The sequence below is a fragment of the Falsiroseomonas sp. RANM36 genome (genome assembly GCF_056682175.1).
On sequence record NZ_JBWXTD010000005.1, the window covers coordinates 140,247 to 152,366 of the forward strand.

Here is a 12,120-nt window from a genome sequence, read left to right on the forward strand (position 1 = left end):
GGGGTGGGGGGGCTGCGGGGGGGGGGGGGGGCGGGGGGCCGGGGCCCCGCGGGGCGGGGCCTGGGCCTGGCCGGGGGGGGGGGGGCGCGGGAGCCGATGACGCCCGACGCCTTCGACGCCTACATCGACGCCGACATCGCCAAGTGGCAGCGGGTCGTCCGCGAGCGCGGCATCACCCTGGAGTAGTCACCGCATGATCCGACTGGCCAGCTTCCTCTCGTCCGGCGATGTGCGCCCGCGGCTCGGCGCCGCGGAGGGCGAGACGCTGCGCGACCTGACCGCGGCGCATGGTCCCGACTGGGACATGGTGCGCGCGCTGCGCCTGCCGCCTGCCGAGTTGCGCGACTTCGTCGCGGCGGCCGCGCCGCGCCTGCCGCTTGCGCAGTGTCACCTGCTCCCGCCGGTGCCCTCGCCGGGCAAGATCTTCTGCGTCGGCAAGAACAGCAAGGTCCACCGGCAGGAACTGGTCCGCGAAGGCATGCTGAAGGAGGACCCGCAGGAACCCACCGGCTTCGTGAAGCTGGTCGAGACGCTGGTGGGGGAGGGCGCGCGCGTGGTGCGCCCTGACGGCATCAGCACCTTCGACTACGAGCCGGAGCTGGCCTTCATCGTGACGCGCCGCGCGCATCGCGTGCCGCGGGAGCACGCACGGGACTACGTGGGCGCGATCACGGTGCTGAACGACCTGACGGCGCGCGAGATCCAGAAGCAGGAGGTCGTCTCCGGCACCAAGTTCTGGACCGCGAAGAACATGCCGGGCTTCTGCCCGGTCGGGCCCTATGCGGTGCCCCTGTCCGACATCGCCGACCCCTACGCGCTGTGGCTGACCTGCGAGGTGAACGGACAGGCAAGGCTGCGCGTCGGCACCGACGAGTACATCCACCGGATCGAGGGCATCATCGCCCATTTCACCCGCTTCATGCCCTTCGAGCCGGGCGACGTGATTGCCACCGGCGCCCCCCGCGGCACCGCGATCGCCCATGCCAATGCGGCGGAACTCTACCTGAAGCCCGGCGATGTCTGCGTCGCCGGGCTCGAGGGGGTGATGCGGCTGACCACGCGCATCGTCGGCCCCGGGGAGGCGTGAGGAAAGCCTCACCCCGCGTTCATTTTCCCGCCGGCCCGATACCGGCTAGGGTCCTCGGCAATCCCGGAGGAGGGCCTGTCATGACAATCACCCGTCGCGCCGCCGCAAGCATTCTTGCCGGCGGCGGCCTTGCCGCCCTGGCCGCCACCCCGGCCCGGGCCGACACCAAGGCCGAGATCGACGCCGCCGTCGCCGCCGCCATGGAACGCCTTCGCGGCATGCAGAATGCCGAGCCGCTGCTGCGCGTCTCCGTCGCGCAACTCATCTTCCCGCGCATCCTGAGCGGCGGCTTCATCGTCGGCGGCCAGTATGGCGAGGGCGCGCTGCTGCGCGGCGGACAGACGGTGGGCTACTACCGCATCGCCGGTGCCTCCTTCGGGCTGCTGGCCGGCGCGCAGACCGCGGGTCTGGCGATGCTCTTCACCAAGGAAGAGGCGCTCGCCGCCCTGCAGCGCAACGACGGCTGGGAGATCGGCACCGGTCCGTCCGTGGTGATGCTCGACCGCGGCTTGCAGGCCAATGTCACCTCCACGACGCTGACGGAGCCGGTCTATGCGATCAGCTTCAACCAGCAGGGCGTGATGGCGGCGCTGTCCATCAACGGCACGAAGATCACGCGCTTCACGCCGTCGTCGTAGCGGCGGTCATCTCCCTCCCCCGCATGCGGGGGAGGGAGTTGGCGACTACATCCGCCAGCGGCGATGCTGCCACAGCCACTGGCCCGGATATTCGCGGATCCAGCCTTCGACGACGTCGTTGATCGCCTGCGTCGCGGCGTCCACATCCACTTGGCCGCGCGCGTCGCGCGGCAGCGTCATGGCATCGGTCAGTTCCAGGCGGAAGCGGTTGCCCGGCAGGCGGATCGCGCGGGCGCCATGCACCGGCACGTCGAAGCGCCGCGCCAGCCGCGCCAGCAGCGGGTTCGCCGTGGCGGTGCGCCCGAGGAAGCGGATCTTCGGCCCGCGGCCGAAGCGCTGGTCCACCAGCATGCCGAGATGCACGCCTTCGTCCAGCACCTCCATCATCCGCACCGGCGCCGAGATGCCGGCCGGGATCAGCTCGCCCATCACGTCGCGGCGCATCGCCAGGATGTCGCGCGCGATCGCCTGGTTGTTCGGCGTGCGGTACAGCGCGGCGGAAGCCAGCTCGTAGCGGCGGGCGGAGACGGCCGGCAGCTCCCAGTTCGCCAGATGCGCGGCGAAAAAGATCGCGCCCTTGCCGTCGTCGCGCAGCTGCACGAAGCGCGCGATGCTGTCCTCCGGGATCTCGATGCGGCCGGTGTTCGGGCGCTCCGGGTCGTAGTCGAAGATCGCGCCGAGATGGACGTATTCGCAGGCGGTGCGGCCGAGATTGTCCCAGCTCTCGCGCAGGATCGCCTCGCGTTCCGCTGCGGTCTTCTCCGGGAAGGCGGCGGCGATGTTCTCCCGCGCGATGCGGTTGGCCGAGGTCAGCGGGCCCACCAGCCGCGCGCCGGCGCCGCCGAGGTCTGAGGCGCGGTCGGGGCCGAGCGCACGCACCAGCGCGAAGGCGCCGCGCACCAGCGCGGCGAGGGATTCATCGGCGATCCGCGACAGTGCTGCCTTCATGCTCCACCACAGGCGGCCCGCACTTCCGGCGGGCCGAGCGCGCGAATGCGCGCCGCGTACAAACGAACCGCCCAACAGGCGCTACAGTGGCCTGCGCGTCACGCCGAAGGCGTGCCTTCGGCACGACGCCAAGCGCGCGAAGCGCGCGCCCGGCGTTTGAGGGCGCCTCAAAGAGTTACGATGATCTTCCCGAACACGCGGCGCGATTCCAGGCGCTCCAGCCCTTCGCCGAAGCGCTCCAGCGGCACGACGGTGTCGAGTACGGGCAGGATGCCCTGCGCCATCTTCGCCACGCCGTTCGCCACGTTCTCGATCCGGCAGCCGAAGCTGCCGAAGATGTGCAGCTGGCGCTGGAACAGCATCATCAGGTTGGTCTCGGCGGTGACGCCGGAGGTCGAGCCGCAGGTGACCAGCCGCCCCCCCATCCGCAGCGACAGCAGCGAGGCCGCCCAGGTGGCCGCGCCCACATGCTCGAACACGACATCCACGCCGACCTTGTTGGTGACGCGGCGCGCAACCGACGAAAAGTTCTTCTCGCTGTAGTTCACCACGTGATCGGCGCCGAGCTCCTTGGCCTTGGCGCATTTCTCGTCGTCGCCCGCCGTCGCGATCACCGTGCAGCCCAGCGCCTTCGCCGTGCGGATCGCGTAGGAGCCGATGCCCGATCCGGCGGCCTGGACCAGGATGGTCTCGCCCGGCTGCAGCTTCGCATTGTCGAACAGCATGTGCTCGACCGTGCCGACCGTGACGACGGAGCAGGCCGCGTCCTCGAAGCGGACGCCGGCGGGCACCTTCACCATGGTGCGCGCCGGCCAGTTGGCGAACTCCCGCGCGAAGCCGTCCACATGGAAGCCGGCGACGCCCTGCACGTTCTCGCACAGGTTGTCGCGGCCGGCGCGGCATTGCGCGCAGGTGCCGCAGGTGCGCGCGCCATAGGGCGTGGCGTGGTCGCCGACGGACCAGCCCGTCACGCCCGCGCCAACCGCCACCACCTCGCCCGCCGCTTCCGCGCCGACGACGAGGGGAAGCTGGCGCTGCGCGAAGGCCATGCCGCGCCAGCCCCAGACATCGATGTGGTTCAGCGCGACGGCGCGGACGCGGATCTGGATCTCGCCGGGGCCGGGCGGCGGCGGCGGCGCGATCTCCTCCAGCCGCAAGTCCTTGTCGCCGTGAAGCCGGAGCGCCCGCATCATGTCTCCACCCTGCGATTCACGCGTCGGCCCTGCGGCCCTCTGCGACCGCAGGGCCGGGCGCTCCGCCGATCACCAGGCAGACATTCTGCCCGCCGAAGCCGAAGCTGTTGGACAGCACGTTCGTCACCTTCGCATCGCGCGCGACATTCGGCACCACGTCCAGCGTGATCGCCGGATCGGGTTCCTCGTGGTTGATGGTGGGCGGCAGCACCTGGTCGCGCAGCGCCAGCACGCTGAACACCGCCTCGATCGCGCCGGCCGCGCTCAGCGTGTGGCCGATCATGGACTTGTTGGAGGAGATCGGCGGGCAGGCCTCGCCGAACACGGCGCGCATGCCCAGCGTCTCCATCTTGTCGTTCTCCGGCGTGCCGGTGCCATGCGCGTTGACGTAGTCGATCGCGCCCGGCTCGAGCCCGGCATCGGCGATGGCGTTGCGCATCGCGCGGATGATCGCCTCGCCGGAGGGGTTCGAGCGCGTGCGGTGGAAGCTGTCCGACTTCTCGCCGCAGCCGCGCAGGATGCCGAGCACCCTGGCGCCGCGCGCGGTCGCGTGCTCCAGGCTTTCCAGCACCAGGCAGGCGGCGCCCTCGCTCATCACGAAGCCGTCGCGCGTCTTCTCGAAGGGGCGCGCGGCCCTGGCCGGATCGTCGTTGCGCGTGGACAGCGCCGAGAGCAGGGAGAAGCGGATCAGCGCCTCCGGCTGCACGGTGCCGTCCGCGCCGATCGCCAGCGCCGCCTCCGCCTCGCCGCGGCGGATCGCCTCGACGCCGAGCTGGATCGCGGAAGCGCCGGTGGCGCAGGCGGTGGAGAGCGCGATGGGCGCGCCGCGCGTGCCGAAGCGCTCGGCCAGCTTCTCGCCCACGCTGGCGAAGGCGGCGACGCGATAGAGCGATTCCAGCCCGGTGCAGGCTTCCGTCAGCGCCGGATAGAGCGGCGGCGTCGGCGCGATCTTCGCGGCAAGGCGGAAGCGGTCGGGCCATTCGGTCTCGACCGGCGGCATGCCGAGCATGAGCGGGCCCGGAAAGGCGGCGCGGGGCAGGCCGGCGGTCGCCAGCGCTTCCTCGGCCGCCAGCGTCGCGTACCGCGTCACGCGCTCCGAGGAGCACATCGCGCCGGTGTCCTCGTTCGGCAACTCGACGGTGCCGGCGATGGTGGTGCGCAGATGCGCGATCGGGAAGCGGGTGATGCGCCGGATGCCGGAGCGCCCCGCCCGCAGCGCCGCCCAGTTGTCCACCACGCCGACGCCGAGCGGCGTGACGAGGCCGATGCCGGTGATGGCGACGACGGGGCGGCCGGCATGGTCGCGATGGGCGCTCATGGCTGGTCCCCCGCCGGGATCGCCGAGAGATGCGCCATCGCCTCTCCCCGCCACGCGGCGAAGCCGGTCACCAGGATGTCGCGCGGCGCGTCCTCGTATCCTGCCTCCAGCGCCTCCATCGGCGCGGGGAACACGCCCTGGGCGAGGCACAGCGCGGCCAGCGCGACATTGGCCGGGAAGGTCGCCTCGACGCCCCAGCCGAAGCGGCTGCCCGTGGCGCGCACGGCGAGCGGGCGGGTCAGCGCGCCCAGCACCTCGCGCTCCAGCACGGTCGGAATGGTGGCGCCGGTGCAGCCCGAGATGACCGGCAGCACGCCCTCGCCGAGCCGCGGCGCGATGCGGGCGAAGGCCTGGCCCATCGCGGCATGGCCGCTGTCCTCGGCGGTGCGGCGGGCCTGGGCGCTGGCGACGGTATTGAGCCGCGCCAGGCCGCGCGCGCCGCGGGCGCGGGCATGCGCCGCGGTCTCCATCACCACGAAGCCGGCCAGCGTGCCGGTGACGGCGCCCGGCGCATCCTCCCGCGAGAAGACCGGCGCCCAGGGGCCGCGGCGCAGCAGGCTCGCGGCGTGATACAGCATCAGCATGTCCCAGCGCGGCGCCGAATAGGCGCCGCCCGCCAGCGCGATCGGGGAGTTGCCTTCGGCGAGCCTTGCCGCGGCGATGCGCACCGCATCGGCGCCGGCCTGTTCCTCTCCCATGAAGGTGCGCGAGGCGCCGGTGACGCCCTGCACGATGGAGATGTTGCCCGCCAGCAGGTTGGAAAGCTGCGCCAGGAACAGCGTGGGCCGCAGCCCGCTGGCCAGCATCTCGTTCAGCTTCACCGCCGCCTCGGCCGGCGGCAGCGGGGCCAGCGCGCTGAGCACGGCGTCGTCCAGCGCGATGTCCCGCTCGCCCCCGCCGGCGGCGACGATCAGGTCCATGTCGCCCACCAGGCCGCGCGCACCGGCATCGTCGATGGCGAGCCCCGCGGTGTAGGTGCCCAGGCGCTGCCAGGGCTCCATCTGCCGCTGGTCGCCTTTCTTGGGAATCTGCTTGTCGAGCTCGAGCGCCGGGCTCGGATGGATGGTGAAGGGGGCGAAGCTGCCCTCGTCCAGCGTCGCCGGGCGCGTGGCGGCCAGCGCGGCGAGATGCGCGTCACGCCCCTCGCCGGCGCTGGAAACCAGCCCGACGCCGGTGATCCAGATGTCGTTGTCGGCCATCAGCAGAATCCCGGCAGGCCGATGCGCCGGGCATTGCCGCGCATCGCCGCTTCCAGGTCCGCGGCGGGGAAGGGCAGCAGGCGGAAGCTGATCTCGGCATCCGCCACGCGCTTGCCGCCCGCCTCGATCCGCGCCTCCGTCACCGCATAGCCGGACCCGTCATGGGTGCGGCGCGAGATGACGGTGAGCTCGGTCCCCGGCGTGACGAAGCCGCGGAACTTCGCCTCCGCCACCTTCAGCAGGAAGGGCATCTGGGCGAAGCCGTTCAGCGCCATCAGCAGCCAGCCGCCGGTCTGCGCCATGGTCTCCACCATCAGCACGCCGGGCAGGATCGGATGGCCCGGGAAATGACCCTCGAAGACCGGGCTTGCCTCCGGCACATGGCTGGCGACCGTGATGGTCTCGGCGTCGAGCGCCACCACACGGTCCACCATCTGGAAATACTCGAGCCGCATGGCGGCGCCGGAGCCCCCCTCGTGCGGCGCGCCTCAGGCGGTGCCCTTGGCCGCGACCAGTTCCTCGATGCGCTGGGCCAGGTTGCCCATGACGAAATACTGCTCGGCCGGCGCCTTGCCGGCATTCACTTCCTGCGTCCAGGCCTCGACCGGCACCTTGATGCCGAAGGCCTTGTCGATCGCGAAGACGATGTCGAGGAAATCCAGGCTGTCGATGCCCAGGTCGTTGATCACATGCGCCTCGGGCGTGATCTTCTCGCGCGGGACTTCGCTGTTCTCGGCAATGATGTCGGCGATGCGGTCGAAGACCGGGGAGGTCATGGGGAGGGACTCCGGGCGGGTGCGCCGGGCGGCGCTCGCCCGCCTCTTGGCCCGATCCGGCCGGCTTGTCCAGCGCAGGGGGCGCGGGCGCGCCCCCCCGCCGGGCGGGGGGCCCGCCCGCCCCCCGCGGGTGGGGGGGGGGGCCGGGCGCCCCCCCCCCCCCCCCGCCGGCGCGCCTGCGGGTCAGCGCATCGGCAGCGCGTAGATCAGGCCGCCGCGGGTCCAGAGCTCGTTCGGGCCGCGCGGCAGGTTCACGCGGGTCTGCGGGCCGAAATGGCGGTCGTACATCTCGCCGTAGTTCCCCATCGCGCGGACCACGTTGTAGGCCCAGAGCGGGTCGAGCTTCAGCGACTGGCCGAGTTCCGGCGTCACGCCGAGCAGGCGGCGCGTGTTCGGGTTGACGCTGGTGCGGCGCATCTCCTCGGCATTGGCGCGCGTCACGCCCTGCTCCTCGGCCTCGATCACGGCGTAGGTGTACCAGCGGATCAGGTCGAACCACTCGTCGTCGCCGCGCCGCAGATAGGCGCCGTAGGGCTCCTTGGAGAAACGCTCGGGCAGGATGGTCCAGTCGTTCGGGTTCGTCATGGAGGAGCGCACGCCGGCGAGCTGCGAGGCATCGGTGCCGAAGGCGTCGCAGCGCCCGGCCTGCAGCGCTTCCGAGGCCTGGTCGGTGCGCTCGAACACCACCGGGCGGAAGGGGACGTTGATGCTGCGGAAATAGTCCGCCGTCACCTGCTCGTTGGTGGTGCCCTGGATCAGGCAGATCGTCGCGCCGTTCAGCTCGGCCACCTTCTGCACGCCGAGATTGGCGCGCACCATGAAGCCGTGGCCGTCGTAGAAATAGGTCACCGCGTGGCGCAGGCCGAGCGTGGTGTCGCGGAGCATGGTCTGGGTGGAGGTGCGGAACAGCACGTCGATCTCGCCCGAGCCCAGCGCGGTGAAGCGCGTGGAGGAGGAGAGCGGCACGAAGCGCACCTTGGACGCGTCGTTGAAGATCGCGACGGCGAGGCCGCGGCAGAGATCCACGTCCATCCCCTGCCAGGTGCCGCGGCTGTCGGGCAGCGCGAAGCCGGCGACGCCGGTGTGGATGCCGCAGACCAGCTGCCCGCGCGCGCGGACCGCGTCGAGCGTCGGCCCGGCCGCGGCCGGCGTGGCGTTGAAGAAGGCGGCGCAGGCGGCGATGGCCGCGGCCGCAAGGCCTCGTCCCCAGGACATGCGATTGGACTCCCTGTTGGCCCGGCGTCGCATCGTCCCGCGCGAGGCGCGAGGGTGTCAATGGCGCGCGGCGCACTCCTCGGCGACGGCGACAGGCGGGAACCACCGCGCCGCGCGGGTCGTGCCCGCGATCAGGCTCACGCGACGAAGGCCTGCGTCTTCACCAGCCGCGCGTACAACCCGTCGCGCGCCATCAGTTCGGCATGCGAGCCCTGCTCCACGGCGCGGCCATTCTCCATCGCCACGATGAGGTCTGCGTCGCGCACGGTGGAGAGGCGATGCGCGATCACCAGCGTGGTGCGGCCGGCGCGCAGTCGGCCGATCGCCTCCTGCACCAGCGCCTCGTTCTCCGCGTCCAGCGCGCTCGTCGCCTCGTCCAGCAGCAGCACGCGCGGGTTGCGCAGCAGCGCGCGCGCGAGGGCGACGCGCTGGCGCTGCCCGCCCGAGAGGCGCTGCCCGCCCGGCCCGAGCACCGTGTCGTAGCCCTGCGGCAGCGACGCAAGAAAATCGTGGGCGGCGGCGGCACGGGCGGCAGCCTCGACCTCGGCGCGCGTCGCGCCGGGGCGGCCGCAGGCGATGTTGGCGAGCGCGGTGTCGTCGAAGATCACGGCGTCCTGGCCGACATAGGCGATGGCGTCGCGCAGCGAGGCCAGCGTCACGCTGCGCAGATCCGCCCCGTCCAGCGTGATGCCTCCGTCCGTCACGTCGTAGAGGCGGGGCACGAGCGCGAGCGCCGTGGATTTCCCCGCGCCGGAGGGCCCGACGAGGGCGACGGTGCGGCCGGGCTCCGCCATGAAGGACAGGTCACGCAGGGCCGCATCCGGCACGCCTTCGTACGCGAAACCGACGCGGTCGAAGACGACGCGGCCCTGGCCTTCGGGGAGCGGGCGCGCATCGGGCGCATCCTGGATGCGCGGCTGCTCGTCCACGGTGGCGAAGACGCGGCTGAGGCCCGCCAGGCCCTCCTGCAGCGCCGCATTCAGGCTGCCCAATGCGCGCACCGGGCGGGCGGCGATCAGCAGCGCGGCGACGAAGCCGGTGAAGTCGCCGATGGTGCCGAGCCCCTCGGAGACGCGCCAGCCGACGAAGCCGAGCACGCCCGCCACGGCAAGGCCGCCCAGCGCCTCCAGCACCGGGTCCACGCGGGCGCGGGTGCGCTGGATGGCGAAGGTGCTCTCGCGCAGGCGCTCGAAGGCGCCCTCGGCGCGCGCCTGCTCGGCGCTCTCCAGCCGGTAGGTGCGCACCACGCGCGCGGCCCCGAAACTCTCGGTCAGCAGCGCGGCGGTCTCGCCCACGCGGTCCTGCATGCCGGCGGAGGCGCGGCGGATGCGCTTGCCGAGCTTGACGATCGGCACGGCGGCGATCGGGTAGAGCATCGCCGCCAGCAGCGCCATCTTCCAGTCCATCCAGAGCATCGAGCCGACCAGGCCGATGATGGTGAAGAGGTCGGCGACGCCGCTGATGCCCTTGGTCAGCGCTTCCCGGATCAGGCCGGCATCGGTGGTGAAGCGCGCGGCGTGGCGGGCCGGCGCCTCGCGGGCCACCTGGGCGAGGTCGGCGCGGGTCAACGCGGCAAACAGGCGCTGCTGCAGCCCCTCGATCACCCGCAGCACGACGGATTGCGTCGCGACGGCCTGGCCGAACTGGAACAGCGCCTTGCCCGAGGTGACGGCGATGATGATGGGCGGCAGCAGCCAGACGACGCTGGGGTCGCCCTCGGTGAAGCGGTTGAAGGCCTGCTGGATGATGATCGGGTAGAGCGCCGTGAAGCCGGCGACGCCGAGGGTGCAGACCGCGGCCATGACCAGCAGGCGCGGATAGTGGCGGACATGCTCGCGCCAGAGCCGCCGGACGAGCGGGAGGGAGGCGGCATCGAAGGCGGGACGGGCCATGGCCGGGGTCTAGACCGGTCGGCTGCCCTGCGCGAGGGTCTTGCCTTCGCCGCGCAGATGCGCTAGTTCTCTTTTTGTTCCGAAGCGCCGGCGGATCTGTCAGGTCCCCGCCGGCTCCTCTCACGCCGGGGCGGCGGGCCCGCCCGCCGCCCCGGTGACTTTCCGGCGATCCAGCTCCGCCAGCAATTCGGCCCGCGTCGCGGTGCAGCCGCCGTCCAGCCACCAGCCTCGCAATGCCGCCAGCAGAGCCCCGACATGCGGACCGGGCGGGATGCCCTGCGCCAGGAGGTCGCGGCCGAGCAGCGGGAAGACCGGCGTCTCCGTCGCGGCGAGTCGCGCGCGGAGGGCGCTGCGGTCCCGGCCGTCGCGGGATTCGGTGAGCCATTGCTCGTCGAGCGCCTGGGATTTCGGGCGGGTGGCGAGGGTGCGGCGGAGGTCGGCGTCGTCTTCCCCCCACGCTCGGTCATCCCCCCACGCGCGGTCATCCCCCCACCCCGGCCCTCCCCCGCGAGCGGGAGAGGGAGTGTGTCGCTCGGGGCCGCCCGGCTCCCTCTCCCGCGGAGCGGGGGAGGGTCGGGGTGGGGGCAACGCACCCGGCGATTCGCACAGCGCCATGAGGCGCGCGCGCTCCTCGCCGGAAAGGCGCAGCCGGCGCGCGAGGCCCGGCACCACGCCGGCGCGGACGGGCAGCCAGGCGGCCAGGCGGAGCAGCGGATCGGCCGGCGCGCCGAGTGCGATCAGCCGTCGAAGCGATTCGATCGGCCCGGCCTCGGGCAGGGCGGCTTCGCGCAAGCCGGTGCCCTCCATCAGGGCGATGGCCGGCACCGGATCGGGCGCCTGGAGCAGGCGCTTCAACTCCATCCAGATGCGCTCCGGCGCGATGCGCGCCCGAAAGCCCTCGATGGCCTCCGCGATCGCCGCGAGTGCCGCGGCGTCGGGCTCGCCCCGGCCGTAGCGCGCCCAGAAGCGGAAGAACCGCAGCGCGCGCAGGAAATCCTCGGCGAGCCGCGTGGCGGGGTCGCCGACGAAGCGCACACGCCCGGCCGCCAGGTCCTCCCGCCCGCCGAAATAGTCCCAGAGATTGCCCGCCGCGTCGCAGGACATGGCGTTGATGCGAAAATCGCGGCGCGCCGCGTCCTCGCGCCAGTCGGTGGTCCATTCCACCTCGGCGTGCCGGCCGTCGGTCGCGATGTCGCGCCGCAGCGCGGTGACCTCCACCGGGTGGTGGTCCAGCACGGCGGTCACGGTGCCATGCGCGAGACCCGTCTCGAACACCTTGAGCCCGGCGTCGCGCAGCCGCGCCACGATCTCCTCGGGCGCCAGCGGCGCGGCGACGTCCACGTCATGCACCGCAAGACCGGCCAGCGCGTCGCGCACGCAGCCGCCGACGGCCCGCGCGCCGGGCAGCGCGGCCAGCACCGCGGCCGGCGCCGGGTCGGCCAGGAAGGCGGGCGGGGCGATGCGCGCCTGCGGCGGATCGTCCCGCCCCGCGGTCACCGGCGCGGCTCCGTATGGCCCCGCTGCACCGTGCCGTCGGGCCCGAGCACCGCGGGCACATAGGCGGCCCCAGGGTCGAAGCTCCGCGACAGGCCCCACCACACCGCCGCGCCGAGCATCAGCCCGACGCCCAGCAGCAGCGACAGCACCATGCCGGAGGAAGGCTCGCCCGAATTCGGCCCATAGCGGCGCCAGGCGAGGTAGAGCCCGAAGGGCAGCAGGGTGAGGAGGACTGCGATGAAGGCGGCCATGATGGAGCGGATATAGAGGCGCCGCGCCGCCGCCGCACCCCGCCCCCCCCCCCGCCCCCGCGCCCGCCGCCGGGGGCGGGGCGCCGCGAGGGCGCCCCGCCCCCCC

Annotated in this window: 13 protein-coding genes; 3 read left to right on the forward strand and 10 right to left on the reverse strand. The window is 72.8% G+C overall.

What is annotated here, in order from left to right:
• The 3 genes from AC1MIR_RS18585 to AC1MIR_RS18595 all read left to right on the forward strand — a co-directional run.
• A partial coding sequence (locus AC1MIR_RS18585) for a hypothetical protein (RefSeq protein WP_480029681.1) occupies positions 1-186 on the forward strand: 186 nt, incomplete at its 5' end.
• Between the two features lie 7 nt (positions 187-193).
• A complete protein-coding gene (locus AC1MIR_RS18590; RefSeq protein WP_480029682.1) occupies positions 194-1,087 on the forward strand; it encodes a fumarylacetoacetate hydrolase family protein in 894 nt (297 codons plus the stop codon).
• Positions 1,088-1,167: 80 nt separating this feature from the next.
• The gene (locus tag AC1MIR_RS18595; protein WP_480029683.1) at positions 1,168-1,725 is read left to right on the forward strand and encodes a lipid-binding SYLF domain-containing protein; all 558 of its coding nucleotides are present in this window, start codon (positions 1,168-1,170) and stop codon (positions 1,723-1,725) included.
• Positions 1,726-1,770: 45 nt separating this feature from the next.
• On the opposite strand, the gene AC1MIR_RS18600 is transcribed toward AC1MIR_RS18595, so the two are convergent.
• From AC1MIR_RS18600 to AC1MIR_RS18645, 10 genes are all read right to left on the reverse strand, one after another.
• The gene (locus tag AC1MIR_RS18600) at positions 1,771-2,685 is read right to left on the reverse strand and encodes a lipid A biosynthesis lauroyl acyltransferase (protein WP_480030223.1); all 915 of its coding nucleotides are present in this window, start codon (positions 2,683-2,685) and stop codon (positions 1,771-1,773) included.
• Positions 2,686-2,840: 155 nt separating this feature from the next.
• Positions 2,841-3,866 carry a zinc-binding dehydrogenase gene (locus tag AC1MIR_RS18605; RefSeq protein ID WP_480029684.1) on the reverse strand — a complete coding sequence of 342 codons (1,026 nt, stop codon included), beginning with the start codon at positions 3,864-3,866 and terminating at the stop codon, positions 2,841-2,843.
• A 16-nt stretch (positions 3,867-3,882) separates the two neighbouring features.
• On the reverse strand, positions 3,883-5,184 hold the full coding sequence (locus tag AC1MIR_RS18610; RefSeq protein ID WP_480029685.1) for a beta-ketoacyl-ACP synthase: 1,302 nt from the start codon (positions 5,182-5,184) through the stop codon (positions 3,883-3,885).
• On the reverse strand, positions 5,181-6,383 hold the full coding sequence (locus AC1MIR_RS18615; protein WP_480029686.1) for a beta-ketoacyl-ACP synthase: 1,203 nt from the start codon (positions 6,381-6,383) through the stop codon (positions 5,181-5,183). The genes AC1MIR_RS18610 and AC1MIR_RS18615 overlap by 4 nt, the downstream gene beginning before the upstream one ends.
• Positions 6,383-6,838, reverse strand: a complete 456-nt coding sequence (locus AC1MIR_RS18620) for a 3-hydroxyacyl-ACP dehydratase FabZ family protein (RefSeq protein ID WP_480029687.1) — start codon at positions 6,836-6,838, stop codon at positions 6,383-6,385. The genes AC1MIR_RS18615 and AC1MIR_RS18620 overlap by 1 nt, the downstream gene beginning before the upstream one ends.
• A gap of 33 nt (positions 6,839-6,871) precedes the next feature.
• Positions 6,872-7,159, reverse strand: a complete 288-nt coding sequence (locus tag AC1MIR_RS18625; protein ID WP_109871797.1) for an acyl carrier protein — start codon at positions 7,157-7,159, stop codon at positions 6,872-6,874.
• A gap of 183 nt (positions 7,160-7,342) precedes the next feature.
• Positions 7,343-8,374, reverse strand: coding sequence for an amino acid ABC transporter substrate-binding protein (locus AC1MIR_RS18630; RefSeq protein ID WP_480029688.1), 1,032 nt, complete (start codon positions 8,372-8,374; stop codon positions 7,343-7,345).
• Between the two features lie 137 nt (positions 8,375-8,511).
• Complete coding sequence (locus tag AC1MIR_RS18635; protein WP_480029689.1) at positions 8,512-10,266, reverse strand: ABC transporter ATP-binding protein; 1,755 nt, start codon at positions 10,264-10,266, stop codon at positions 8,512-8,514.
• 120 nt (positions 10,267-10,386) lie between these two features.
• Entirely contained in the window at positions 10,387-11,763 is a 1,377-nt protein-coding gene (locus AC1MIR_RS18640) for a CCA tRNA nucleotidyltransferase (RefSeq protein ID WP_480029690.1), read from the reverse strand.
• Positions 11,760-12,120, reverse strand: a 361-nt coding sequence (locus AC1MIR_RS18645; RefSeq protein ID WP_480029691.1) for a hypothetical protein, incomplete at its 5' end; no start/stop codon positions are given. The genes AC1MIR_RS18645 and AC1MIR_RS18640, both read right to left, overlap by 4 nt.

Bases quoted from the DNA above. Each gene is read 5' to 3' on its own strand.
- AC1MIR_RS18615 (WP_480029686.1), bottom strand. From the start codon at position 6,383: ATGGCCGACAACGACATCTGGATCACCGGCGTCGGGCTGGTTTCCAGC.
- AC1MIR_RS18590 (WP_480029682.1), top strand. From the start codon at position 194: ATGATCCGACTGGCCAGCTTCCTCTCGTCCGGCGATGTGCGCCCGCGG.
- AC1MIR_RS18625 (WP_109871797.1), bottom strand. From the start codon at position 7,159: ATGACCTCCCCGGTCTTCGACCGCATCGCCGACATCATTGCCGAGAAC.
- AC1MIR_RS18595 (WP_480029683.1), top strand. From the start codon at position 1,168: ATGACAATCACCCGTCGCGCCGCCGCAAGCATTCTTGCCGGCGGCGGC.
- AC1MIR_RS18620 (WP_480029687.1), bottom strand. From the start codon at position 6,838: ATGCGGCTCGAGTATTTCCAGATGGTGGACCGTGTGGTGGCGCTCGAC.
- AC1MIR_RS18610 (WP_480029685.1), bottom strand. From the start codon at position 5,184: ATGAGCGCCCATCGCGACCATGCCGGCCGCCCCGTCGTCGCCATCACC.
- AC1MIR_RS18605 (WP_480029684.1), bottom strand. From the start codon at position 3,866: ATGATGCGGGCGCTCCGGCTTCACGGCGACAAGGACTTGCGGCTGGAG.
- AC1MIR_RS18630 (WP_480029688.1), bottom strand. From the start codon at position 8,374: ATGTCCTGGGGACGAGGCCTTGCGGCCGCGGCCATCGCCGCCTGCGCC.
- AC1MIR_RS18635 (WP_480029689.1), bottom strand. From the start codon at position 10,266: ATGGCCCGTCCCGCCTTCGATGCCGCCTCCCTCCCGCTCGTCCGGCGG.